Annotated in this window: 22 protein-coding genes and 1 pseudogene; 11 read left to right on the forward strand and 12 right to left on the reverse strand. The window is 71.7% G+C overall.

The genetic code is table 11. The features are described 5' to 3' along the window. A pseudogene (locus MKK60_RS09815) lies at nucleotides 1–219 on the reverse strand (cytochrome c family protein); the annotation flags it as partial. 297 nt (nucleotides 220–516) lie between these two features. On the opposite strand from MKK60_RS09815, the gene MKK60_RS09820 reads away from it, so the two are divergent. After that, on the forward strand, nucleotides 517–1260 hold the full coding sequence (locus MKK60_RS09820) for a 3-deoxy-manno-octulosonate cytidylyltransferase (RefSeq protein ID WP_147729379.1): 744 nt from the start codon (nucleotides 517–519) through the stop codon (nucleotides 1258–1260). Nucleotides 1261–1268: 8 nt separating this feature from the next. Next, the gene (locus MKK60_RS09825) at nucleotides 1269–2129 is read left to right on the forward strand and encodes a prephenate dehydratase (protein WP_147729380.1); all 861 of its coding nucleotides are present in this window, start codon (nucleotides 1269–1271) and stop codon (nucleotides 2127–2129) included. Between the two features lies 1 nt (nucleotide 2130). Here the strand turns inward: MKK60_RS09825 and MKK60_RS09830 are convergent, their stop codons facing one another. Then, entirely contained in the window at nucleotides 2131–2856 is a 726-nt protein-coding gene (locus MKK60_RS09830; RefSeq protein WP_147844116.1) for a tyrosine-protein phosphatase, read from the reverse strand. A gap of 192 nt (nucleotides 2857–3048) precedes the next feature. Here MKK60_RS09830 and MKK60_RS09835 point away from each other — a divergent pair, with 192 nt between their 5' ends. Together MKK60_RS09835 and ppa are read left to right on the forward strand one after the other, a co-directional pair. After that, nucleotides 3049–3555 carry a GNAT family N-acetyltransferase gene (locus tag MKK60_RS09835; protein WP_147844117.1) on the forward strand — a complete coding sequence of 169 codons (507 nt, stop codon included), beginning with the start codon at nucleotides 3049–3051 and terminating at the stop codon, nucleotides 3553–3555. Nucleotides 3556–3672: 117 nt separating this feature from the next. Next, nucleotides 3673–4209 carry an inorganic diphosphatase gene (gene ppa / locus MKK60_RS09840; RefSeq protein ID WP_147730016.1) on the forward strand — a complete coding sequence of 179 codons (537 nt, stop codon included), beginning with the start codon at nucleotides 3673–3675 and terminating at the stop codon, nucleotides 4207–4209. Between the two features lie 91 nt (nucleotides 4210–4300). Here the strand turns inward: ppa and MKK60_RS09845 are convergent, their stop codons facing one another. Further along, nucleotides 4301–5557, reverse strand: coding sequence for an FAD-dependent monooxygenase (locus tag MKK60_RS09845; RefSeq protein WP_243935738.1), 1257 nt, complete (start codon nucleotides 5555–5557; stop codon nucleotides 4301–4303). A gap of 178 nt (nucleotides 5558–5735) precedes the next feature. Here MKK60_RS09845 and tesB point away from each other — a divergent pair, with 178 nt between their 5' ends. The 4 genes from tesB (at nucleotide 5736) to MKK60_RS09865 (ending at nucleotide 10595) form a co-directional block, all read left to right on the forward strand. After that, entirely contained in the window at nucleotides 5736–6626 is an 891-nt protein-coding gene (tesB, locus tag MKK60_RS09850) for an acyl-CoA thioesterase II (protein ID WP_243985399.1), read from the forward strand. 307 nt (nucleotides 6627–6933) lie between these two features. Then, nucleotides 6934–7272 carry a P-II family nitrogen regulator gene (locus MKK60_RS09855; protein ID WP_147728184.1) on the forward strand — a complete coding sequence of 113 codons (339 nt, stop codon included), beginning with the start codon at nucleotides 6934–6936 and terminating at the stop codon, nucleotides 7270–7272. Nucleotides 7273–7358: 86 nt separating this feature from the next. Next, nucleotides 7359–8864, forward strand: a complete 1506-nt coding sequence (locus tag MKK60_RS09860) for an ammonium transporter (protein ID WP_243985401.1) — start codon at nucleotides 7359–7361, stop codon at nucleotides 8862–8864. A 453-nt stretch (nucleotides 8865–9317) separates the two neighbouring features. After that, nucleotides 9318–10595, forward strand: a complete 1278-nt coding sequence (locus MKK60_RS09865; protein WP_147728186.1) for an outer membrane beta-barrel protein — start codon at nucleotides 9318–9320, stop codon at nucleotides 10593–10595. Between the two features lie 121 nt (nucleotides 10596–10716). On the opposite strand, the gene MKK60_RS09870 is transcribed toward MKK60_RS09865, so the two are convergent. Then, nucleotides 10717–11886, reverse strand: coding sequence for a phosphoserine transaminase (locus MKK60_RS09870; RefSeq protein WP_243985403.1), 1170 nt, complete (start codon nucleotides 11884–11886; stop codon nucleotides 10717–10719). Nucleotides 11887–12191: 305 nt separating this feature from the next. On the opposite strand from MKK60_RS09870, the gene MKK60_RS09875 reads away from it, so the two are divergent. Further along, complete coding sequence (locus MKK60_RS09875) at nucleotides 12192–12752, forward strand: hypothetical protein (protein WP_243935744.1); 561 nt, start codon at nucleotides 12192–12194, stop codon at nucleotides 12750–12752. Between the two features lie 36 nt (nucleotides 12753–12788). On the opposite strand, the gene trmD is transcribed toward MKK60_RS09875, so the two are convergent. Next, nucleotides 12789–13520, reverse strand: a complete 732-nt coding sequence (gene trmD, locus MKK60_RS09880; RefSeq protein WP_243985405.1) for a tRNA (guanosine(37)-N1)-methyltransferase TrmD — start codon at nucleotides 13518–13520, stop codon at nucleotides 12789–12791. A 78-nt stretch (nucleotides 13521–13598) separates the two neighbouring features. Here trmD and MKK60_RS09885 point away from each other — a divergent pair, with 78 nt between their 5' ends. Continuing rightward, on the forward strand, nucleotides 13599–14345 hold the full coding sequence (locus tag MKK60_RS09885; RefSeq protein WP_243985407.1) for a class I SAM-dependent methyltransferase: 747 nt from the start codon (nucleotides 13599–13601) through the stop codon (nucleotides 14343–14345). A 176-nt stretch (nucleotides 14346–14521) separates the two neighbouring features. Here MKK60_RS09885 and MKK60_RS09890 read toward each other — a convergent pair whose 3' ends face one another. Further along, nucleotides 14522–15238, reverse strand: coding sequence for a glutathione S-transferase family protein (locus tag MKK60_RS09890; protein ID WP_243985409.1), 717 nt, complete (start codon nucleotides 15236–15238; stop codon nucleotides 14522–14524). 95 nt (nucleotides 15239–15333) lie between these two features. Between MKK60_RS09890 and MKK60_RS09895 the strand changes: the two genes are divergently transcribed. Continuing rightward, nucleotides 15334–15909, forward strand: coding sequence for a TetR/AcrR family transcriptional regulator (locus MKK60_RS09895; RefSeq protein ID WP_147729122.1), 576 nt, complete (start codon nucleotides 15334–15336; stop codon nucleotides 15907–15909). Between the two features lie 90 nt (nucleotides 15910–15999). Here the strand turns inward: MKK60_RS09895 and MKK60_RS09900 are convergent, their stop codons facing one another. The 6 genes from MKK60_RS09900 to MKK60_RS09925 form a co-directional block, all read right to left on the reverse strand. Next, nucleotides 16000–17103, reverse strand: a complete 1104-nt coding sequence (locus MKK60_RS09900; RefSeq protein ID WP_243985411.1) for an aromatic ring-hydroxylating oxygenase subunit alpha — start codon at nucleotides 17101–17103, stop codon at nucleotides 16000–16002. Nucleotides 17104–17233: 130 nt separating this feature from the next. Continuing rightward, nucleotides 17234–18430 (reverse strand): acyltransferase family protein, encoded by a 1197-nt coding sequence (locus tag MKK60_RS09905; protein ID WP_243985413.1) that lies wholly within the window; start codon nucleotides 18428–18430, stop codon nucleotides 17234–17236. Then, nucleotides 18427–19620, reverse strand: coding sequence for a glycosyltransferase (locus tag MKK60_RS09910; RefSeq protein WP_243985415.1), 1194 nt, complete (start codon nucleotides 19618–19620; stop codon nucleotides 18427–18429). The genes MKK60_RS09905 and MKK60_RS09910 overlap by 4 nt, the downstream gene beginning before the upstream one ends. Next, the gene (locus MKK60_RS09915) at nucleotides 19620–21830 is read right to left on the reverse strand and encodes a GumC family protein (RefSeq protein WP_243985417.1); all 2211 of its coding nucleotides are present in this window, start codon (nucleotides 21828–21830) and stop codon (nucleotides 19620–19622) included. The genes MKK60_RS09910 and MKK60_RS09915 overlap by 1 nt, the downstream gene beginning before the upstream one ends. A 107-nt stretch (nucleotides 21831–21937) precedes the next feature. Next, complete coding sequence (locus tag MKK60_RS09920) at nucleotides 21938–23107, reverse strand: glycosyltransferase (RefSeq protein ID WP_243985419.1); 1170 nt, start codon at nucleotides 23105–23107, stop codon at nucleotides 21938–21940. A gap of 245 nt (nucleotides 23108–23352) precedes the next feature. Then, on the reverse strand, nucleotides 23353–24477 hold the full coding sequence (locus tag MKK60_RS09925) for a glycosyltransferase family 4 protein (RefSeq protein WP_243985421.1): 1125 nt from the start codon (nucleotides 24475–24477) through the stop codon (nucleotides 23353–23355). Nucleotides 24478–24512: the final 35 nt, after the last annotated feature.

A 24512-nucleotide genomic window follows, 5' to 3' on the forward strand; every position in this document is an offset into this window, starting at 1 on the left:
CTTCTCGACGTTGGCGGAGGCCAGCCGCACGGCGATCGGCTCGACCTTGGCGGCCTCGGGCGCCGCGGCGCTCTCCTCCTTGGCCTCGGGCAGGTCGTAGCCGGCCTTGCCCGCGGGCTTGGGATGGTAGATCAGCTCGGCGACGAAGCCCGATCCGGCCACCAACAGCAGGGCGCCGAGCACCGCACCGGCCACCTTGTTCAGCTCGAACGAGTCCATGCTTTCTTCAACTCCTGTCGCGCTGCGCGGCGGGCGAATCCGCGCCCGGCCTGCCGGCGCCGGACTTTGGAAGATTTCGAGGGTGCTTAGCCGTTCGAAGCCGACCTTGACAATGGCGGAATGGGTGACAGTCGGCACACGATTGGTCGCACGCCGCCGCCCGCCTCGACGCGCCCGGGCGGCGCGAGTGCCCGCGCCGCGCGCCCGAGGCCCGGCGCACGGCTTCGATGACAAGCCGGCGGGCGCCTGTTAAGCACCGGCCCGCGGCCCGGCCGCCGTCCCGCAGATCGCCCGTCGATGTCCGATCCCCTCGTCCTGATCCCCGCCCGCCTCGCGGCGACGCGGCTGCCGAACAAGCCCCTGGCGCTGATCGCCGGCGAGGCGATGATCGTGCATGTCTGGCGCCGCGCGGTCGAGGCCGGGATCGGGCCGGTGGTCGTCGCCACCGACACCGCCGAGATCGCCGCCGCGGTCGAGGCGGTGGGCGGCGTCGCGGTGATGACGCGGGCCGATCACCCGTCGGGCTCCGACCGCCTCGCCGAGGCCCTGGAGATCGTCGACCCGCAGGGCAACCACGACGTCGTCGTCAACGTGCAGGGCGACCTGCCGACGATCGATCCGCGGGCGATCGGGGCGGCGGTGGCGCTGCTCGCCGACCGCGCGGTCGACATCGCCACGCTGTGTGCGCCGATCGTCGACCCGGCGGAGGCCGAGAACCCGAACGTGGTCAAGCTCGTCGGCCACACGGTCGGGCCGGAGCGCCTGCGCGCGCTCTACTTCACCCGCGCGCGCGCCCCCTGGGGCGACGGGCCGCTGTTCCACCATATCGGCCTCTACGCCTATCGCCGCCGGGCGCTGGCGCGCTTCATGGCGCTGCCGCCGGGCGAGCTCGAGACCCGCGAGAAGCTGGAACAGCTCCGCGCGCTGGAGGCCGGGATGCGCATCGACGCCGCGATCGTCGACGACCTGCCGCTCGGCGTCGACACCCCCGCCGATCTGGAGCGCGCCCGCGCGCTGCTCGGCGCCCGCCGCCTCAACTGACCGTTGCGATGACCGATCCGAAGACCATCAGCTACCAGGGCGAGCCCGGCGCCAACTCGCACATCATCTGCGCGGAGGCCTACCCGGACTGGACCGCCCTGCCCTGCCCCACCTTCGAGGACGCCTTCGCGGCGGTCACCGAGGGCCGTGCGCAGGCGGCGATGATCCCGATCGAGAACTCGATCGCCGGCCGCGTCGCCGACATCCACCACCTGATCCCGACCTCGGCCCTGCACATCGTCGCCGAGCACTTCCTGCCGATCCACTTCCAGCTCATGGTGCTGCCGGGCACGCGGATCGAGGACCTGCGCTCGGTCCACACCCACGTCCACGCGCTCGGCCAGTGCCGTCGCATCATCCGGCGGCTCGGCCTCAAGGCGGTGGTGGCCGGCGACACCGCGGGCGCCGCCCGCGAGGTGATGGAGGCGGGCGATCCTTCCCGCGCGGCGCTGGCGCCGGCTCTGGCGGCAGAGGTCTACGGCCTCGACATCCTCGCCCGCGACGTCGAGGACGAGGCCCACAACACGACGCGCTTCGTGGTGTTCCGCCCCGAGGCCCTGCCGGTGGCGGCGGGCGACCGCCCGATGGTGACGAGCTTCGTCTTCCGGGTGCGCAACATCCCGGCCGCGCTCTACAAGGCGCTCGGCGGCTTCGCGACCAACGGCGTCAACATGTCGAAGCTCGAGAGCTACATGGTCGACGGCGAGTTCACCGCGACGCAGTTCTACGCCGAGGTCGACGGCCATCCCGAGGAGCCGGGCCTCGCCCGCGCGCTGGCCGAGCTCGCCTACTTCTCGCGCGAGCTGCGGATCGTCGGGACCTACCCGGCCCACCCGTTCCGCGACGCGGCGCGGCCGGCGGCGGAGTAGCTCACTCCCGCCCGATCACCCGGTCGACCACCACGTCGGACCAGAAGCCCGGCCGGAAGCCGCGCTTGAGCGCCTCCGGGTCGTAGACGGTCTCGACCCAGGTCAGGAAGTCGAGCCCCTGCCCTGCGCCCTCCAGGGCGTAGCGGGCGAAGAACGCATCCAGGATCCCGGTCTTGGCGAAGCGGAAATGGCCGTAGCGGGCCGAGAGCTGGCGCGCGGCCTCCGCCACCGGGCGGTCCTCGTGCAGGATCAGGTAGAGGGCGGCGCCCAGGCCCGCCCGGTCGGCGCCCGACTTGCAGTGCATCACCGCCGGGTATTCGAGGCCGGCGAAGAAGTCGCGCGCGGCCAGGATCGTCTCGCGGGAGGGCGCCTCGCGCGAGCGCAGCACGAACTCGACGAGCTTGAGCCCCTGGCGCTCGCAGGCCTCGCGCTCCAGCGGCCAGGAGCCGTGCTCGCGCCCGCCGCGCAGCGAGACCACGGTGCGGACCCCCTCCGCCCGGAAGCGCGCCAGCTGGTGCGGGCCCGGCTGGGCCGAGCGCCACATCTTGCCCGTGCCGATCCGGTGGCGGTTGAGATAGGCCATCCGGAAGATGCCGTGATCGACGAACAGCATGTTCGCCCAGGCGCCGAGCCGTGCCGGCGCGCCGCTGATCGGCCGCGCGAAGCGTTCGATGCGGGCCATGCGCCGGGCGTAGCGGGTCTCGGGGCTGAGGAAGCGGTTGAACACGGGCTCTCGCGGTGGTGGCGAGGGGCAGGCTCTATCAGCGCGCCCCCGGGCCGGCAATTCGGCATCTCCCTTGCCTGTGCCGGTCGCGAAGGGCGCTTGGCTGCCTTCTGTTCGCCCCGATCGGGGGCGAATCTGACGGCCTGCCGCGGGTTGCCCCCCGCCAACCGCACGATCGAACCGAAGGGTCCGGCCATGAGCACCCGCACCACGAGCATCCGCCGGGCCCGCAACGCGGATGTCGGCGCGCTGTCGGCGGTGTTCGATGCGGCCTGGCGCGAGGCCTATCGCGGGATCATCCCGGGCGTGGCGCTGGAGCGGCTGATCGCGCAGCGCGACGGCGCGTGGTGGCGCGCCGCGCTCAAGCGCGGCCGGCCGATCGCGGTGGTCGAGACCGCCGACACGGTGGTCGGCTACGCCGGCTACGGCCGCGCCCGCAGCCGGTCGCTCGGCGTCGAGGGCGAGGTCGACGAGCTCTATCTCCGGCCGGAATACCAGGGCGTCGGCCTCGGGCGGCGCCTGTTCCTGGCGGTCCGCAACGACCTCGCCGACCACGGCCTGGCGCGGATCGGCGCCTGGACGCTGGAGGACAACGCCCGCGCCGCCGACTTCTACGCCGGCCTCGGCGGGCGACCCGGCCCGCGCGCGCTCGACCGCTTGGCCGGCGTGCCGCTGCCGAAGGTCGGCTACCTGTTCGGCTGACGGTTCTTCCCGTTCGTCGCGGCGTGCGGCGCGGCGCGGATTTGCTTCGCGCGCCAAGGGCTTTATGAGACCCGCGCAACGGGGCGAGGCCCCGATCTTCCGGGATGCGCCAGCGCCATGATCATCGACAACATCTCGATCGGCAAGAACCCGCCGCACGACGTCAACGTCATCATCGAGGTGCCGCTCGGCGGCGAACCGATCAAGTACGAGATGGACAAGGAGGCCGGCGCGCTCGTCGTCGACCGCTTCCTCTACACCCCGATGTTCTACCCGGGGAACTACGGCTTCATCCCGCACACCCTGTCCGGCGACGGCGACCCCTGCGACGTGCTGGTGGCCAACACCCGCGCCGTGGCGCCCGGCGCGATCATGAGCGCCCGCGTGGTCGGCGTGATGGTAATGGAGGACGAGGGCGGCGAGGACGAGAAGATCATCGCCGTGCCCTCGCGCCACCTCACCAAGCGCTACGACCGGATCGAGAACTACACCGACCTGCCCGAGATTACGATCCAGCAAATCCAGCACTTCTTCGAGCACTACAAGGATCTCGAGCCCGGCAAGTGGGTCAAGTTCGTGCGCTGGGGCGACAAGGCCGAGGCCCACCGCCTGATCCACGAGGCGATCGACCGCGCCAAGAAGGCCAAGGCCTGAAGGGTTTCCCCGGGCCGATCGAGGCCCGCGCCCGGCTCCTTCCCCGCGGACGGGGAGAGAGCCGGGCGCGTCGAAGAGATGACGTGAGACGTCAGAGCGCCTCGCCGCGCAGCAGGCGCGGCTGGGCGCCGCGCGCGGCGGCGGCCTCGCCGACGAAGAAGCGCTTGAGGCCGGGCATCCGGTCGACGAGGCCGAGGCCCAGGTCGCGGGCGATCCGCAGCGGCAGGGCGTCGTTCGAGAACAGCCGGTTGAGCCCGTCGGTCGCCGCCGCCATCGCCAGCGTGTCGAACCGGCGCGCCCGCTCGTAGGCGACGAGCACGTCCGCCGCGCCGGGATCGAGCCCGAGGCGCAGGGCGCCGGTGACCGCCTCGGCGAGAGCCGCCGCATCCGCCAGGCCGAGATTGAGGCCCTGGCCCGCGATCGGGTGGATGACGTGGGCGGCATCCCCCAGGAGCGCGAGGCGTTCGGCGCGGAAGCGCCGGGCGATGCCGAAGGCGAGCGGATGGGCGCTCGGGCCCTGCTCCAGGGCCAGCCGCCCGAGATCGGGCGTGAACCGGCGCTCGATCTCGGCCAGCACCGCGTCGGGCTCGCCCCCGAGCAGGGCGTCGACGTCGGCGGCCCGCTCGGTCCAGACGATCGAGGAGCGGTGCCCTTGCGGCCCGTCGGCCAGCGGCAGGATCGCGAACGGCCCGCTCGGGAGGAAGTGCTCGGTCGCCCGGCCCCCGTGCGGACGCGCGTGCCGGATCGTCGCGACGATGCCCGTCTGCGGGTACGACCAGCCGACCCAGCCGATCCCGGCCGCCTCGCGCAGGCGCGAGCGCGCCCCGTCGGCGGCCACCAGCAGCGCGGCCCGGAGGGTGCGGCCGTCGGAGAGGGTGGCGCGGATCGCGTCGCCGTCGGGCACCGCGCGGGCGATCCCGACCGGGTCGAGCGCGACGCCGGCCGCCGCGCAGGCCGCGCGGAGCGCCGCCGCCAGCGTCTCCGCCTCGACCATGTGGGCGAAGGGGCCGTCGGAATCGCGCGGCGTCTGCGCGAAGGTCAGGAAGACCGGGCGGACCGGGTCGGCGAGCCGGCTGTCGCTGATCGCCATCTCGGTGATCGGCGCGGCCGCCGCCCCGAGCCGGTCCCAGATCCCGAGCCGCTCCAGCATGCGCCGGCCGCCGGCCGCGATGGCGAAGGCCCGGCCGCGCTGCCGCTCGGCCGCGCGCGGAAGGCCCGGATCGCAGACCGTGACGGCGAGCGCGTCGCCGTGCGCCTGGCGCAGCGCCAGGGCCAGCGACAGGCCCGGGATGCCTGCGCCCGCGAGCAGCAGGTGGCGGCTGCCCGGGCGGGTCGTCGAACCCCTCATCGCCTCGTCCTCATCGTTCCCTCGCGCGAGGAAGTGACACCGCTTCCGCCCGCAGGCAACGCGCGGGCTCGTCCGGCGGGCGCAGGGAAGCGCGGTCGCACCGCGAGCCCGATGGCGAGGCAGGCCGCGCGGATGCTATGGCGGACGCCTCCTCGCCCCGAAAGCCCGCCGCACAGCCATGCCGACCGATCCCGTCCCGCCGACCGATTCCGGCATCGTCGCCGAGCTTCTCGCCATCCTCGACCTCGAGCGGCTGGAGACCGACCTGTTCCGCGGCGTCAGCCCGCGGAACGGCTGGAAGCGGGTGTTCGGCGGGCAGGTGGTGGGTCAGGCGCTGGTCGCCGCGACCCGGACGGTGCCGAGCGCCCGCGCGCCGCACTCGCTCCACGCCTACTTCCTCCTCGGCGGCGACCCGAGCGTCCCGATCGTCTACGAGGTCGAGCGCATCCGCGACGGGCAGAGCTTCACCACGCGCCGGGTCAAGGCGATCCAGCACGGGCGCGCGATCTTCGCGATGACTGCCTCGTACCAGGTGACGGAAGCCGGCCACGCCCACCAGGCGGCGATGCCCGACGCGCCGCCCCCGGAATCGCTGCCCGACACCAAGTCCCTGCTCGCCAAGGGCGTGCCCGGCATCCCCGCGGCGGTGGCCGGCTATTTCGGCCGTCCGCGCCCGATCGAGCTGAAGCCGGTCGACCTGCGGCGCTATCTCGAAGGCGGGCCGCAGGCGCCGCTGTGCAACGTCTGGCTGCGCGCGGCCTCGCAGCTCCCCGACGATCCGGCGATCCACCAGGCGGTGCTCGCCTACGCGTCCGACATGACGCTGCTCGATGCCACGCTGATCGTCCACGGGCGCTCGGTGTTCGATGCCGACATCCAGTCGGCGAGCCTCGACCACGCCCTGTGGTTCCACCGCCCGTTCCGGGCCGACGAGTGGCTGCTCTACGCCCAGGACAGCCCCAATTCCGCCGGCGCGCGGGGGTTCGCCCGCGGCCAGATCTTCGCGCGCGACGGGACGCTGGTGGCGTCGGTGGCGCAGGAGGGCCTGATCCGCCCGCGGCCGGCCTAGTTTGGCGTCAAACCGCCGGCGGGCCGCCGCACGCGCCGAATTACTGCGCTTCTGATGAGCATTTGCCCGTTTTGTGTGCGATTACTGCTCAGCTTGAGCCCGTCCCCGCGCCAGTCCGCGACCAAAGCGTGTGCATCCGGCGGTCGCGTGAAAAGGTTCCCAAAAAGTTCGGCGCTGGCATAGTCCTTGAATGAGGGCCCGGCGATCGCGGGGTCATTCGGATCCTGCGCGACCATCCTGGACCGGAACCCCCTGCCGAGCGTCGGCTGCGGCACACGGTTCCCAACCCACGCAGGGGGCGCCAAGCATGAAGATCGTGATGGCCATCATCAAGCCGTTCAAGCTGGAGGAGGTGCGCGACGCACTGACCGGCATCGGCGTGCACGGCCTGACGGTGACCGAGGTCAAGGGCTACGGCCGCCAGAAGGGCCACACCGAGATCTACCGCGGCGCGGAATACGCCGTGAGCTTCCTGCCCAAGCTGAAGATCGAGGTCGCGGTCGCCGCCGACCTGACCAGCACGGTGATCGACGCCATCGCGGGCGCCGCCCGCACCGGCCAGATCGGCGACGGCAAGATTTTCGTCATGCCGCTGGAGAAGGCCGTCCGGATCCGCACCGGCGAGACCGACGCCGACGCGCTCTGAGCCGGCCCGCGAGGGCCGCCGCCCTCACCACCCATTTCTGCCTCGCAACAATCCTGACAGCACCGCGACCCGGGAGTCTCGTGTCCATGAAACTTCGCAACGCCCTCGCGCTCGGACTGGGAGGGGCCGCGCTCGCCCTGGTCCTCGTCGAGCCGTCCCTCGCGCAGACGCCGGTGCCGGAAGCGGCCTCGGCGCCCGCGCCCGTCGCCCTGGTGCCCAACAAGGGCGACACCTCCTGGATGCTGATCTCGTCGGCCCTCGTGCTGATGATGAGCGTGCCGGGCCTGGCGCTGTTCTACGGCGGCCTCGTGCGCACCAAGAACATGCTCTCCGTCCTGACCCAGGTCTTCGCGATCGTCTCGATCGTCTGCCTGCTGTGGGTGTTCTACGGCTACAGCCTCGCCTTCACCAACGGCGGCACCATCAACGACTTCGTCGGCGGCTTCTCGAAGGCGTTCCTGAAGGGCGTCGACCCGAACTCGACCGTCGCCACCTTCTCCAACGGCGTCGTCATCCCGGAATACGTCTACATCTGCTTCCAGATGACGTTCGCGATGATCACCCCGGCCCTCATCGTCGGCGCCTTCGCCGAGCGGATGAAGTTCTCGGCGCTCGTGGTGTTCACCATCCTCTGGGTGACGCTGATCTACTTCCCGATGGCGCACATGGTCTGGTACTGGGGCGGCCCGGACGCGGTCGGCAACGCCGCCAAGGCGCTCGCCATGGCGACCGACGACGCGGCCAAGAAGACCGCGCAGGACGCGCTCGACGCCGTCAACGCCGATGCGGGCTTCCTGTTCAAGAAGGGCGCCCTCGACTTCGCCGGCGGCACCGTCGTGCACATCAACGCGGGCATCGCCGGCTTCGTCGGCTGCCTGATGCTCGGCAAGCGCATCGGCTACGGCCGTGACCTGCTCGCCCCGCACTCGCTGACCATGACCATGATCGGCGCCTCGCTGCTCTGGGTCGGCTGGTTCGGCTTCAACGCCGGCTCCAACCTCGAGTCGAACGGCACCACGGCGCTCGCCATGATCAACACCTTCGTTGCGACCGCGGCGGCGGCGGTCTCCTGGCTGTTCGTGGAGTGGGCGATGAAGGGAAAGCCGTCGCTACTCGGCATGGTCTCCGGCGCCATCGCCGGCCTCGTCGCCGTCACCCCAGCCTCGGGCTTCGCCGGCCCGATGGGCTCGATCGTCCTCGGCCTCGTCGCCGGCGGCGTCTGCTTCGTGATGTGCTCCACCGTGAAGAACGCGATCGGCTACGACGACTCGCTCGACGTGTTCGGCGTCCACTGCATCGGCGGCATCATCGGCGCCCTGGCGACGGGCATCCTGGTGGATCCGAAGCTCGGCGGCGTCGGCATCCCCGACTACGCGACCAAGCCCGGCGAGATGGTTCTCGGCACCTACGACATGATGAGCCAGTTCATCATCCAGGCCGAGGCCGTCGGCCTCACCCTGCTGTGGTCGGGCATCGGCTCGGCGATCCTGTACAAGCTCGTCGACCTGACGATCGGCCTGCGCGTGACCCAGGACGAGGAGCGCGAGGGCCTCGACATCGCCGATCACGGCGAGCGCGCCTACAACTACTGATCCATCGACGTCCCCGTGACGCCGACGAAGCCCCGGTGCCCTGCACCGGGGCTTCTTTCGTGGCGGCCCCTCCAAGGCGTTCAGGGGCAGCGATCGGGGGCTCTCGATCCTTCGTCCGGGGCAGCGTCGAACGAGGCCCATGCGTGCGGCTCGTCCCGAGGCTTGCGATCAAGCTCGGGATCAGTGCTCGGGCGTCGAGCGATTCGCCGATGCAGTCGATCCGGTTCGTCCCGGGGGCGCTTGGTTACGATCCGTTAACGAACACCCACGGAATTTCCGATCATCCAAGCCAAATGGCCCGTTCGGTTGTGGTGCGACGGCAACACATCTTGGGCACGGGTCCGTCGAGACCGCGATTGCCCATTTCGTAGGCAATTGCCCGAAAGTTGTTTTTGCGGAGAGTGGGAACTTTCGGCACCTTGGCCGCAGCAAAAAACAAACGGGGCTCGGAATATGACCTTGAAGCTGTTCCTCCAGGGCGCCACGGCGTCGATCGCCACGCTGCTCTGCGTCGGACAGGTGTCGGCCGCCGACCTGTCGGCCAAGCCCGCTCCGCCCCCGGTCCCCGAGGCCTGCAAGGTCGCGATCACCTTCCCGGCCTACGGCGGCGTCATCAAGCAGAACCCGAACCCGAGCTGCTTCACCATCGGCGGCATCGGCGAGATCTACGTCGGCGGCGCGGTGACCGGCTACGCCTACACCCAGACCAACCCGTTCAACACCGCAGTCACGCCGCCCGGCGTTCCCGCCGACCGCGCCGGCCGCGTCGACTTCTCGAACCTGCAGGGCTTCATCCAGAAGGCCGACGGCCCGTTCCAGTTCTACGTCGCGGTCGGCGCCTACACGATCCCCGGCCTCGGCGCGCCGATCTACAGCGCCTTCGATCAGACCGACCTGCTCTTCACCCCGGTCTCGATCGCATTCGGCAAGTACCAGATCAACGACGAGTGGTCGCTCCAGGGCGGCCGCATGCCGACCAACATCGGCTCGGAGCTGCCGTTCACCTTCCAGAACCTGAACATCTCCCGCGGCCTGCTGTTCAACCAGGAGAACGTGATCAACCAGGGCGTCCAGGTGAACTACGCCAGCGGCCCGTGGGCGGCCTCGCTGGCGGCGACCGACGGGTTCTTCTCGGGTGAGCTCAACTGGATCACCGGCCTGATCACCTACAAGATCGACGACGCCAACACGATCGGCATCAACGGCGGCACGCACTTCAGCAGCTTCAATTCCGGCCTGCAGAGCCTGCGCTTCCAGTACGCCACGCCCCTGTCGCTGCAGAACAGCAGCATCATCAGCCTGAACTACACCTACTCGGCCGGCCCCTGGATCGTGACGCCCTACATCCAGTACACCAACGTCGAGCGCAACGCCGCCCTCGGGCTCAACGGCGCCGAAACCTTCGGCGGCGCGATCCTCGCGAGCTACGCCTTCACCGACAACTTCGCCCTGGCCGGCCGCTTCGAGTACATCGCCCAGAGCGGAAACCGCTTGAGCCTGTTCCCCGACACCTCCGTCCTCTACGGCGCCGGCAGCGAGGCGCTCTCCTTCACCGTCACGCCGACCTTCACCTTCGGCCAGTACTTCCTCCGCGGCGAGTACTCGCGGGTCGAGCTCTACGACATCACCCGCGGCAGCCTGGCGGCCGGCACCCTCGGCACCGGCTTCGGCCGCACCGGCAACCGCACCTCGCAGGACCGCTACATGGTCGAGACCGGCATCACCTTCTGATCCCGGCGGCCTGCGGGGCCGTCCTCACGGTCCCGCATTTACCACGCCAACGAAAACGGGCGGCCCGATCGGGCCGCCCGTTTTCGTTGGCGCGCTGCCGGGTGGCGCGCGGGCCGCGTTCCTACGCCGCCTGCGTCAGGGCCGCCTTCTCCCGGGCGAAGGCCCAGTCGAGCCAGGGCGTCAGCGCCTCGAGGTCGCTCCGCTCCACCGTGCCGCCGCACCAGATGCGCAGGCCGGGCGGCGCGTCGCGGTAGGCGCCGATGTCGAGGGCCACGCCCTCGCGCTCCAGGGTCTCGACGATGCCCTTGGCCACGCGCTCCACCACCGCGTCGCCCAGCGCCAGCACGTCGGCATCGGCGATGACGAGGCACACGCCGGTGTTGGAATACGTCGCCGGGTCGACCGCGAGGTTGGCGATCCAGGGCGTGCGCGCGACCCAGTCGTGGATCACCCGCGCGTTGCCGTCCGCCCGCGCATGCAGGGCGTCGAGCCCGCCGAGGTCCTGCGCCCAGGCCAGCGTGTCGAGGTAGTCCTCGACCGCGAGCATGGAGGGCGTGTTGATGGTGTCGCCGGAGAAGATCCCCTCGATCAGCTTTCCGCCCTTGGTCAGGCGGAACACCTTCGGCAGCGGCCAGGCCGGGACGTGGCTCTCGAGGCGGGCGACGGCGCGGGGCGAGAGCACCAGCATGCCGTGCGCCGCCTCGCCGCCCATCACCTTCTGCCAGGAGAAGGTCACCACATCGAGCTTGTCCCAGTCGAGCGCCTGGGCGAAGGCGGCCGAGGTCGCGTCGCAGATCGTCAGCCCCTCGCGGTCGGCGGCGATCCAGTCGCCGTTCGGCACCTTCACCCCGGCGGCGGTGCCGTTCCAGGTGAAGACCACGTCGTTGTGCTTCGTGTCGATCGCCGACAGGTCGGGCAGCACGCCGTAGGGCGTCTGGTGGATGCGCGGGCTGATCTTGAGCTGCCTCAACGCGTCGGTGACCCACTCCGAGCCGAACGCCTCCCAGGCCGCCACCTCCACGGTCCGCGGCCCGAGCATCGACCACATCGCCATCTCGACGGCGCCGGTGTCGGAGGCCGGGACGATGCCGATGCGGTAGTCGGCCGGCACGCGCAGCACGTCGCGGGTCAGGTCGATCGCCCGGCGGAGCTTGGCCTTGCCGGCGACCGAGCGATGCGAGCGGCCGAGCGGCGCGTCGGCCAGGGCCGCCGGGGTCCAGCCGGGGCGCTTGGCGCAGGGGCCGGAGGAGAAATGGGGCACCCGGGGGCGGGTGTCGGGTCGGCGCAACATGAGGATCCATCCTTACAGATGGGCGCACCTCGTCGGGGAGGCGTGTCCCGCCGCCGGGATGCGCCGATGCCGGCGGCCGTGCAAGGGCCGGATGCCGGTTCTCGCCGGCACTGCTGCCCGGAACGCGTTGCGGAAAGGATGTCCGTCTCGCCGCCGGCATCGGATGCGCGCTGTCGGCCCGTCGCATCCCTCCGCTCCAGGGACGCAGCGTGCCTTCCATCATCGGAGACCAGGCCTGCTCTCCGGGAAGAGGTCGTGTCGCCGCGAGGCGGCTCTCATCGCGAAGAGGTAGGACCGCTCAGCACATGGCCGTTGCCGTCACGGATGTCTCTTGCCCTGCGGCCGGCTTCACCGTCTCATGGGCCCGATTCGAGCGTTCAGGTGGCGCGATCGCGCAGAGCGGGGACCTATTCATGAGCATTCGAGCACGCCAGATCGCGATGATCACGACTGCGATGGCGATGATGATCGGCATGTCGATGTGGATGCGTAGCACCTGGGGCCTGACGAGCGATCGCGCTTACGGATTTTCGGGTGTCTTTACGTGGGCTGTCGCGATCATCATCGTTGGCCAACGGTACGCACGGGTGCATCTGAGCCTTTCAGACTATCACGCCATCCACTCGGCCGGATTTGGCGCCCTCTTGCAGGGAGCGATGGCGTCAGGATTTGCACTGGGCCCATCGGGTGATGATCCGAGCACGGTGCTGGCGTGCCTTGCGATGGTTCCCGCCCTGGCAATCGACACCATCAGCCTGCGTGCCTTGTTCTCACGTGAAGAGCGAGAAATTCTCGAGAGCCATCGAGGCTGGTGGCGCGCGAAGTCTGCGACGGACGGGCCTGCGAAAGCCGAGTCGATCTCGTAGCCGTTCCGTCTCCGAACATTCGTCGGGTCGGATGCCTCATCCGTCCTGCGACGGGCCGTGCCTCGACCCGAGCAGATCCGGCCGGCGCTCGGCGGTGATCCGCTCGGATTCGGCCCGGCGCCAGGCGCGGATCGCGCCGTGGTCGCCGCCGGTCAGCACCTCCGGGATCGTCCGACCCTCCCAGTCGCGGGGGCGGGTGTAGTGCGGGTATTCGAGCCGGCCGCCCTCGAAGCTCTCCTCGTCGCCGGACGCCGCCTTGCCCATCACGCCGGGCAGCAGGCGCACGCAGGCGTCGATCAGGGTGATCGCCGCGATCTCGCCGCCGGAGAGCACGTAGTCGCCGATCGAGACCTCCTCGAGGGCGCGGCCGGCGATCACCCGCTCGTCGACCCCCTCGAAGCGGCCGCAGACGATCAGCGCGCCCGGCCCGGCGCTCAGCGCCCGCACCCGCGCCTGCGTCAGCGGCTTTCCGCGGGGCGACATCAGCAGGCGGGGGCGGGCGTCATCCGGCCCGGTCGCGGCGTCGATGGCGGGGCCGAGCACGTCGCAGCGCAGCACCATGCCGGCGCCGCCGCCGGCCGGGTTGTCGTCGACGCTGCGGTGGCGGCCGAGCCCGTGCTCGCGGATGTCGCGGGCCTCGCAGACCCATTCGCCGCGGGCGAGCGCGCTGCCCGACAGCGAGGCGCCGAGCGGCCCGGGAAACATCTCGGGGTAGAGCGTGAGGATCGTCGCCCGCCAGGGCGGGGCGGAAGGGGGCGGGTTCGTCATGGCCGCTTGATGGCGCCGGGACGCCTGCGCGGTCAACGCCGCGGCACCGAGCGCCGCCCTCGCGCGTTCAGGACTTCGATGATCAGACCGCTCCTCGCCCTCCTCCTCGCTCTCCCGGCCCTGGCGCACGGCGCGCAGGCGGCGGAACCCCTGGGACCGCCCGGCGCCCCGGCTGCCGCCTTCCCGAAGCCGGACCGGCCGGTGGCCGAGATCGTCGCGGCGCAATGGGCCTTCGAGGCGCAGCGCGACAAGGCCGACGAGTTCGGGCAGGTCGCCCGCCTGATGGGCTTCAAGCCGGGCGAGACGGTGGCCGACATCGGCGCCGGCAGCGGCTACTACGTCACGCGGCTGAGCCCGCTGGTCGGGCCGCAGGGCCGGGTGCTCGCCGAGGACGTGACCCCGCGCTACCTCGCCGACCTCGAAGCCCGGCTGCGCAAGGCCGACCTGTCCAACGTCACGGTGGTGCGCGGCGAGCCGCACGACCCGCGCCTCGCGCCCGGATCGGTCGACGCGGCGATCCTGGTGCACATGTACCACGAGATCACCCAGCCCTACGGCCTTCTCCACAACCTCGCCGCCGCGATGAGGCCCGGCGGCCGGGTGGGGATCGTGGACGCCGACGACATCCCCTCGCGCCACGGCACGCCGCCCAAGCTCCTGCGCTGCGAGCTGTCCGCCGCGGGTTTTCGCGAGACGGGCTTTTCGGTGCTCGACGGCGGGGTGGGCTACCTCGCGGTGTTCGAGGCGCCGGCCCCCGACCGGCGGCCCGATCCGAAGACGATCACGCCTTGCAGGGATGAGGCGACGCGGGGGAAGGCGCGATAGGGGTCGAGGCCCGGCCTTCGAGACCGCCCTCCTCCGATCCAAGCCGGGCATGCGGACGGGCGCCGGCACTGGTCGGCAGGCGGCGTCTGCAAGCCGCCGTCCAATGCAAGCCGGCGTCCAAGGGCGGCACGGGGCGGCTCGCGGTGGGGCGATGACCGGATCCGACCGCCGGACGCTCAGGCGCGTTCGTCGATCTCCGGGACGCCGCTGCTCCGGTCGGCGTAGGCGGCGATGAAGGTCGGCCGGGTCTGCCAGCGCCGCCAGAAGGCATCGAGATGCTCGAAGCGCTCATCGAGGGGCGTCGCGTTGACCGGAAACTTGGAGAACGCGATCGCCGTCGCCAGCGTGATGTCCGAGAAGGTCGGCTGATCGCCACCCAGGAGCCACGCGCGGCCGTCGGCGAGATGCCGGTCGACCAGGCCGGCATGCGCCAGCGCCACCTTGCGCGAATGCTCGCCCCAGGCCGGGTTGCTGGTCAGCTCGAGCTTCGGGCCCAGGCCCTGGTGCAGGACGTGGAACGCGGTGACGATGGGGTAGAGGATGTGCACCCACACCCGGCTGTCCCACATCTGGTCGAGGCCGCGCTCGAGCGCCGTTTCGCCCATGATCTTGCGGCCTTCGAACGCGTCGTCGAGGTAGCGGGCGATGGCGGAGGTCTCGCTGAGAAAGGACCCGTCCGCGAGCGCGAGGGTCGGCGTCTCGCCCCAGGCGTTCATCTTCAGGTGCTTCCATCCCCGTTGCTCGCCGACGGGCGACATGTCGTAGACCGTCTCGTCGAAGCGGTCGGCGATGCCCTTCTCGTGCATGAAGATCCGCAGGCGCTGCGGGTTCGGGAAGGCCGAGGGGGAGGTGAAGAGCCTGAGCTTGTCGGACATCGTCGTCTCGCTTTCCATCACGTTCATCTGTCTGTCAGATGACAGGCAGCACGCTACGTCCCGGCGCTTGTCTCGTCAACCCCTGTCTGCCATATGACAGATGGAGGTTGGGCATGGCAGCGACGTCGAAGGAGAACGTGCGGGAGGCGATCCTGGCGGCCGCCCGGGAGGCGGCGATGGCCTACGGCTACGGCGGTCTCAATTTCCGCGACCTCGCCGAGACCGTCGGCATCAAGGCCGCGAGCATCAACTACTACTTCGCCAACAAGGCCCTCCTCGGCGAGGCGGTCGCGCGCCGCTATTGGGAGGACATCGCCCGCGACCTCGAGGACGTGTCGGCGCATGCCTCGAGCCCGACGGAGGCGCTGAGACGGTACCCCGGCATCTTTCGCCTGTCGCTGGCGCGCGACAACCGCATGTGCCTCAGCAGCTTCATGGCGACGGAATACGATGCGTTGCCCGAGCCGGTCCTGAAGGAGGTTCAGGCTTTCGCCGACGTCAACACGGCGTGGCTGCGTCGGCAGCTCGTCGCCGCCGAGCTGGTCGCGCCGAACGAGGGCGAGGCGAGAGCGCGTGCCGTCTACGCGGCGGTCGCCGGCGCACAGATCGTCGCGCGAAGCCGCGCGGACATAACGCTGTTCGATTCCCTGATCCAGAGTTATCGGGAAGCGGGGCTGCTGCCGAACTGATCGGAGCTGAACGGCAAGATCGCGCGGTCCGAACCGACGTTCCCGGGCGGGATCGCGACCGAGACGCGCATCGGGTCGCCCCGATGCCCCTCACGAGCGCCAGCGCAGCTCCCGCGACTCCAGCGGGTTCGCGAACGGGCGCCCGGCGCGCGCGGCCTCCAGCGCCTCGCGCTTCAGGCGAAAGTACCATTGCGAGGGCAGGTCGCCCTGGCCGAACAGCACCATGGTCGGCTTGCGGTCGAGGCCCAGTTGCGCGTGCTGGAGCACCTGCTGGTCCTGGGTCAGGAACTGGCGCATCAGCGGGCGGGCGACGGGCTTGAGCAGGTTGAGGCCGGGGACGTTCCAGTAGAGCGCGTTGGTGAGCATCGTGCGGTTGGCGGTCAGCGGCGTCGCGAAGGTGTAGTTCGCCATGCGCTTGGCGCCCGCCGTGATCCGCTCCAGGCGCACGCCGGGAAGGCGGAACTCGATCTCGACGTCGGGCACCCCGCCGAGCAGGCGGTAGACCGGCGAGCTCGTCGTCGTCGCGTGGCTCGACATGACGAAGCCGTGCGGCACCGGCCGAAACGTCTTCTTCTTCTCGCGCAACGCCTTGGACGGCCGGAACCACCACGAATCGTGGACGAAGGCGACGTGGCCGGGATCGACGAGGCTCAAGGTCGTCAGGTCGAACGAGGCCTCGACCACGAGCTCGACCACGAGCGAGCCGACCGGGTGGAAGTCGAGCGCCGGCAGGGCGGGCGTTTCGCCCGGCGTCCCGAGATGCGGGTTGACCCAGACGAAGCCGGCGCTCTCGATCACGGGGAAGCGCTGCACCACGATCTTCGAGAAGTCGGCCGTGTCGTGCTCGGAGAGGGTCGGCACGTCGCGGCAGCGGCCTTCGGTGGAGAAGCGCCAGCCGTGGAACGGGCAGACCAGCTCGGCACCGTCGAAGCCGCCCTTGGACAGCGCCATGCCGCGGTGCGGGCAGCGGTCGCGCAGCGCGAACGGGGCGCCGTCCGCATCGCGCCCGATCACGATTTGCTCGCCGTTCAGCTCGACCGCGCGGAGCGCCTTGCCGGTCAGGCCCGAGGCTTGGCCGACGCAGTACCACGCATCCGGCAGCGGCCGGCGCATCGCATCGGGGTCGAGGGCCTCGTCGGCGGCCGGGTCGCGTGCGGGACCGCTCGCGTGGAGAGCGATCGGGGAGGCGGACATGGGGTCTCGCAACGGTTCGGGAACGTCCTCATACGCCGCCCCGCCGGATGGGGAAAGCGAGGCCGCCGTTCCAACCCCGCCGCGCGACGGTGTGACCCCGCGGAACGCGTGCCACGAGCGCGATGGCCCGTCATGCCCCCGCCCGCACGCCCGCCGCGCCGGCGTCGCGCGGCCGGCCCTGCAGCCAGCGCAGCACCGGCCGCTCGACGCTGCGATAGAAGGCCTCGGTCGCGGCGATCGACACGGCGACGAGGAGCAGCGTCAGCGGCCAGAGCAGGCCGGCGCTCAGCGGCAGCCGCGGCAGGACCGCCTTGGCGGCAAGGAAGACGAAGGGGTGCAGCAGGTAGAGCGCGTAGGACGCGTCGCCGATCCGCGCGATCCGCCGGGCGATCGCCTGGTCGAACCGGAGCCCGCCGAGGACGAGGCCGGCGACGATCAGCACCGCGCCGCCGCCCCAGATCAGGGTGCGGGCCCAGCCGTAATTCCCGGGCGCAGACGAGGCGTCGAACCCGGACAGGTCGATCGTCGCCCAGACGCCGATCCCGAGGCCGCAGAGCAGGACGCCGCCGGCGACGCCGAGCCGGACGCCGCGGCGGAACAGCAGCGCGAGGCCGATGCCGGCGGCGAATTCGAGCACGATCGGCCGCAGCCAGAACCGGAGCGGGTCGAAGGCCGGCGGCCGCAGCCAGGCCAGGAGCACGCCGACGGCGAGGATCGAGACGGCCGCCAGCGCCGCCCGCTCGCGCAGGGCCGCGGCGGGCGCGGAGGCCTTCATCGCCCGCGCCGCGAGCATCATCGCCCCGGCGAAGACGAGGTAGAACGCCATCTCGTAGTTCAGCGTCCAGCCGAGATCGAGGATCGGGAACGGGTAGTCCGGCCCGAAGCCGCGGGTGTCGAACGGGATGAACAGGTACGAGGTCGCCACGTCCGCCAGGCTCGGCGCGGCGGCCTGGCCGGCGGCGGCCGCGGCCAGCAGGACGACGAGGCGCAGCGTGAGCGCGAACCAGTACAGCGGCACGATCCGCAGCAGGCGGCGCTTGAGGAAGCGCGCGGCGCCCCCGGGCGCGCCGAACAGCGGCTCGGACGCGTAGACGATGATGAAGCCGGAGATGACGAAGAACAGGTCGACGCCGGCCCCGAGCGGCAGGGCGGCGAAGCGCGGCATGGCGAGGCCGCGCGCCTCCGCCTGGAGCGCGAGCAAGAGCTCGGCATGGAGCAGGACGACCATCACCGCCGCCACCGCCCGCAGGATCTGCACGCCGTCGAGGCGGTGAAGGCGCCCCGGCGCCGGCCGATCGAGGGCGCCCGTCGTCGTCGCGGCGGTCATGCCGGCCGGTCCAGCGAAGCGCCCGCGATCGCGGCGGCCCGTCGCTTACCGGCCGCCACGCGGCGGACGATCTCGGCCAGGCTCGCCTGCATCCGCGCGGCGCCGTAGCGCGCGCGGGCCGTCGCCTGCGCCCGGGCGACCTGGGCCGAGAGCCCCGGCGGCGCGGACAGGACGCGGGCGATGGCGTCGGCGAGCGCCCCCGCGTCGCCGGGCGGCACCAGGGTCCCCGCCGCGCCCCGGTCGAGGATCTCGGCCGCCGCGCCCGTATCGGTGGCGATCACCGGCGTCCCGACCAGCATCGCCTCGACCAGGGTGCGCCCGAACGGCTCGGGTGCGATCGAGGGATGGATCACCGCGTCCACCGCGCGCATCAGGCGCGTCACGTCCCCGCGCTGGCCGAGGAAGTGGACGCGGTCGGCGAGCCCGCGCTCGGCCGCGCGCGCATGCAGACCGTTCGCGTAGGCGTCCTCGCCGAACAGGGCGGTGCCGGCGACGATGCACGCCGTGCCGGGCGAGCGGGCCAGGGCCTCCAGCACCACGTGCTGCCCCTTCCACGGGGCGAGCCGGCTGAAGACGCCGACCAGTGGGCCGTGCGGCAACCCGAGGCTCGTGCGCAGGGCGGCCGGGTCGCCGGGCTCGCCGTCGAGGTCGAGGCCGTTGGGCACAACCTCGACGAGATCCCGTCGCCCGCCCGCCGCGACGAAGGCGTCGGCGGCGGCCTGCGACGGAACCACGACCCCGGCGGCGAACGCGTTGGCGAGGCGGACCTGAAGCCCACGCTGCGCCGCCCCGAAATGCGCGGGATCGAGGATGTCGTGCAGGTGCCAGATCAGCGGGCGGCGCACGAGAGCCGCGGCGAGGGCCGAGAGGACGAAGGCCTTCTGCGAGTTGGCGTAGACCACGTCGTGGGCCTTCGCGGTCCGCGCCAGCGCCAGGATCGTCGCGGCGAGCCGTCCGGCCAGCGGAATCGCGCGCCAGGGCGAGCCGTCGCGGCGCAGGGACGACAGCCCGGATCCGTGCCGCGCACGGACGACCGCCAGCCCCCGCTCCCGCAGCGCGGTCGCGAGCGGCCCGTCCTCGAACAGGAAGGCGGTGGCGCCGCGCCAGGGTCCCACGGCATCGCACAGCACCATCTCGGCGCCCGACATCGTGCTGGTGTGGTTGACGAACACGACCCGCGGACGGTCCATCACGCGGCTCCGAGATAGCGGCGCGCCGGCTCGTGCCCGGTGTCGTAGAACGGGTGGTCGTCGGCCCGCACCATGGTGATCGCGAGCCCGAACACGTCGCCGCCGGCCTCGCGCAGGCCGTTGACGGTGGCGCTGATCGCCGACACCTGCGAGCGGCCCCAGCGGGTGCAGCACAGCACGCCGTCGACCTGCCGCGCCAGGATCTGGGCGTCCATCAGCATCGCCGCGGGCGGGCTGTCGATCAGCACCAGGTCGTACTTGCGGGCCCAGAGCAGCAGCTCGGTCATGCGCTTGCCCATCAGCAGCTCGGTCGATTCCGTGGTCGCCGCGCCGGCGGGGATGGCGTCGAGGTTGGGCGTCGCCGTCGCGATCACCGCCTCCCGCGGCAGGGCCTCGCCGCGCAGCACGCCGGCGAGGCCGGGGCCGGCGGGCAGGTCCAGAGCCGTCTCGAAGACCGGGCGGCGCAGGTCGCATTCGAGGACGAGCACGCGGCGCCCGCTCGCCGCGTTGAGCTGGGCGAGCGCGAGGGTGGTGAAGGACTTGCCCTCGCCGGGCGCGGCCGAGGTGAGCAGGATCGCGCGGCTAGTGCCGTCGGCGCCGGCCAGCATCAGCCGGGCGCCGAGGTTGCGCAGGACCTGCTGCATCAGCGGATCGCTGCGCGCGTCGCGCAGCGCCGCGGCGAGCGGCAGCTCGCCGGCGGCGGCCCCCATCCGTCCGAGCAGCGCCGGTCCGCCGGCGGCGCGCAGGTGCGGCAGCTGGGCGAAGACGGGGGCGTGGGCCACCGCGGCGAGCTGCGTCGAGGTCCGAACGCTGCGGTCGGCGCGTTCGCGCAGCAGCGCGGCGGCCGCGGCCAGCGTGGCGGCCAGGACGAAGCCGGCGCCGAGGAACAGCAGCGGCTTCGGGGTGACCGGCGCGGCCGGCACGTCGGCGAGGCTGACGAGCCGGGTGCTGCCGACGAGGATGCGGCGCTCGGTCTCGAGCTCGTTGGCGCGCTTGTACAGGTCGGTGTACTGGCCGCGCTTGATCTCGGCGTTGCGCACCATGCCGGCGACGACCGATTCGTCGTCCATCGCGGACGCCGCCTCGGCCTTCGCGGTCTCCATCTGCTGGCGCAGCGACTTGGCGAGCGCGCTCGACGCGTCGAAGGTCTTCTTCAAGCCGGCGCTGATGCTCGCGACCTCCCGGTCGACGCGCAGCTTCAGGCCGGCGAGCTCCGTGCGCATCGCCTGCAGCGTCGGATGGTTCGGCCCCAGCACCGTGCCGGTGTTGGCGATCTGCGCGGCCACCACGTTCATCTGCTGCTTGAGGTCGCCGATCGTCCGGCTCGCCAGCACCGCCGGGGCGTTGATCGAGCCCCGGGCCTGGTCGGCGTTGATCTCGGAGAGGCGCGCCGCGGCGTCGGCCTTGGCGGTCTCGGCCGCCGAGAGCTGCTGGGTGATGGTGCTGAGCCGCTCGGAGGTGATCGGCGCGTTGGCGCCCGACATCAGGCCCTTGCGCCGGCGGAAGGCCTGGATCTTGGCCTCGTCGTCGCGCAGGGACGCGTCGAGCTGGCGGATCTCCTTCCACAGCCACTCGGTCGCCGCCTCGCGGCTGTTGGCGAGCACGCCGCGCTGGTCGTCGAGGAAGGCGGTGATCAGCGCGTTGGTCAGCGCCTGGGAGGTCTCGGCGTTCGGCGAGCGGTAGGCGATGTTGATGACGCGCGAGCGGCCGGCGCCGGTGACGACGTAGCGGCGCTGCAGGTAGTCGACCACCAGGTCGGTGTTGCCGCGCAGCTTGTCGCAGCCGTCCTCCTTGGGCGGCAGCAGGCTCGCGAGGAGCCCGCCGCGCGCGATTTGCCGGCACTCGGCCACAACCTTCTCGACGACGTCGCCCGAGGCGACGAGGCGCATGATCCGCGGCGCGCGGATCACCAGCATCTGGCTCTCGATGTCGGCCGGGTCGCCGAGCTTCTGGATCCAGGCGACCGACGCGTTGGCGTTGTTGCTGCCGGGCTCCGGCTCGGCCACGATCACCGAGCCGACCGCCAGGTACTGCACCGGCGCGACCATCAGCAGCCCGATCGCCACCGACATGACGCCGATGAAGACCGCCGCGAACAGGCGCCGCCGCCGCCAGATCGTCGCGAACGGGCCGGCCTGGTCGGTGGCCGGGCCCGAACGCGGCGCGGCCGGCACGGCGGTGCGGGCGGGGTTGAGGTAGGACGTCGTCATCGTCGACCACCGGGTCTGGCGCCGGTTCGCGAACGGGGTCGCGCGACCGTGCGGAAGGGATTGTGAGGTTCGGGCCGCCGCGCGCGGGCCGAGCGTGGCGGATTCGGTCAGGCCAGGGCCTTGAGGCGGTGGCCCGAGCGCTCCTGGCCGGCGCCGAGGTCGCGGTGGAGGGCCATCTGCTCGTCGACGAAGCCGGCGAACCGGGTGCGGAACACCTCCGGGGCGAACAGCGCCGCCTGGGCGCGGCAGGCGGCGCGCGAGAACATGCCCTCCTGCTCCGTGAAGTCGCGGACGCAGGCCGCGATCGCGGCGGGGTCCGGCTCGGCGAAGAACATGCCCGAGCGGTTGGGCGGGAGCGTCGCCACGGTCTCGCGCGCGCCGCCGCGGCCGAGCGCCAGCACGGGGGTGCCCTCGGCCTGCGCCTCCACCGGGATGATCCCGAAATCCTCCTCCGCCGCGAACACGAAGGCGCGCGCCGTCCCCATCAGCCGGCGGAGCTCGGAATCCCCGACGAAGCCGGCGAACGTCACGTTCGGCCCGGCCGCCTCGCGCAGGCGCGCCTCCTCGGAGCCGGTCCCGGCGACGACGAGCCGGAGGTCCGGCATCAGGGCGAAGGCCTCGATCACCGCGCGCACGTTCTTGTACGGCACGAGGCGGCTCGCCACGAGGAAGTGGTCGCCGCGCGGTAGGTCCGCCCGGATCGCCGATTGCGTGACCGGCGGATGGATCACCTCGGCGGCGCGGCCGTAGACCTTGCGGATGCGCCGGGCGACGAAGGCGGAGTTGGCGACCACCGCGTCCGGCCCGCTGGCGGTGCGGGTGTCCCACAGGCGCATCCGGTGCAGGATCATGCGGGCGACCATGCTCTTGACGCCGTGCTCGTACCCGCTCTCGCGCAGGTAGCTGTGCTGCATGTCCCAGGCGTAGCGCATCGGCGAATGGATGTAGGACACGTGGACCTGGCTCGGCCCGGTCAGGATGCCCTTGGCGACGGCGTAGCTGCTCGAGATCACGAGGTCGTAGGCCGAGAGGTCGAACTGCTCGACGGCGATCGGCATCAGCGGCAGGTAGGCGCGGTGCCGGGTGCGCACCAGCGGCATCCGCTGCAGGAAGCTCGTCCGCGTGGCGCCGACGCCGATCTTGGCGCGGTCGGCCGGGCTCAGGAAATCGAACAGCGTGAAGACGTCCGCCTCGGGATAGATCGCCAGGATCTCGTGCAGGACGCGCTCGGCACCGCCGACGACGTAGAGCCAATCATGGACGATCGCGACGCGCATCTTCGAGACCTCGAAGGAAGGGGCACCGAGGCGAAGCCCGGTGTGGATGCAACTTACAGGTGTAATCACCTGAATGGTCGCGGCCAATGCTGGTGATAGGCGGAGATGCTTGCACTTTTAGAAATATCGACGGCTCAAAGGCCTGCCGACAGCGCAAAGACTGCTGAATTCGCCCGCTTGGTAAATCTTAACTATGCTGAAGCGGCTCGGCGCGCGGTTCCGGCCCGCCGCCGGCCGCGCCGGCCTCAGAGTGGGCGCGGCGGCGGGTCGGCGCCTGCGAGCACGGCGTCGAGGAGGTCGGCGTAGCCGCGGGCGGTGGCGTCCCAGGTGTAGCGGGCTTGGTTGCTCCGGCCCTTCGCGACCAGGCTCTCGCGCAGGGCCGGCTCTTCGATCAGCCGGCGCAGGCAGGCGGCCAGGGCGCCGGCATCGGTGGGATCGAAGGTCAGGGCGCCCTCCCCTGCGACCTCCGGCGTCGCGGAGCGGTCCGAGCACACCACCGGGCAGCCGAGCGCCTGCGCCTCCAGCACCGGCAGGCAGAAGCCTTCCGCGAAGGACGGGACGCAGAGGCACAGCGCGCCGCGGTAGAGCGCGGCGAGCCTTTGGTCGTCGATGCGCGACAGGCGGACCACGCGGGAAGCCGCCCCGAGCCGCCGGAGCGTCCCGGCGACGGCGTCGGCGGGGTCCTCGCCGACATGGACGACGGCGAGATCGGGATGGGCGTGCGCGATCGAGGCCACCGCTTCGGCGAGCAGGCCGAAGTTCTTGTTGTGCGTGGCGTTCCCGACGGCGAGCACGTAGGGGCCGGCGACCTCCGCGGGCGCCCCGACGGCGAGGGCCGCAGGGTCGAGCACGGAAGCCGAGGGGATCACGCGGACGCGCCCGCGGACGGCAGGGTAATGCTGCTCCAGGTCGCGCCGCGTCGCGTCCGAGACGGCGACGACGGCGTGGTTGCGCGCCAGCATCAGCCGGAAGATCCAGTCGGTGGTGAGCGCCTCGCGCGGGCCGGTGCTCTGAGGGATCGTGCGGAAGTACAGGTCGTGGACCACGACGATGCGCGCTCGCCCGCCGGCGCCCGCGCCGTAGGGGTCGATGTTCAGCACCACGTCGATGGCGTGCCGCCGGCAGCAGGCCGGAACGGTGACGAGCTGGGCCAGCACGTCGAGGACCACGATGCGCGGGCGGCGCACCGTCACGACCGCGACAGCGTCGCGCCACGCCGCGGGAAGCTCGGCCCGGGTCCAGGGCGAGCGCAGCACCACGGCGACGTCGGGCCGCCGGACGAGCTCGCCGATCAGCGCGAAGGCGACGCGGGCGACGCCGGACGGCTTGCCGCCGAACTGGCTCGGCATGTTGAGCAGGATGCGCTTCATCGACTGGCAATAACCCCGGACTAGGGTCGATCTAG

The organism is Methylobacterium sp. J-092 (assembly GCF_022829325.1).
GTDB lineage: Bacteria > Pseudomonadota > Alphaproteobacteria > Rhizobiales > Beijerinckiaceae > Methylobacterium.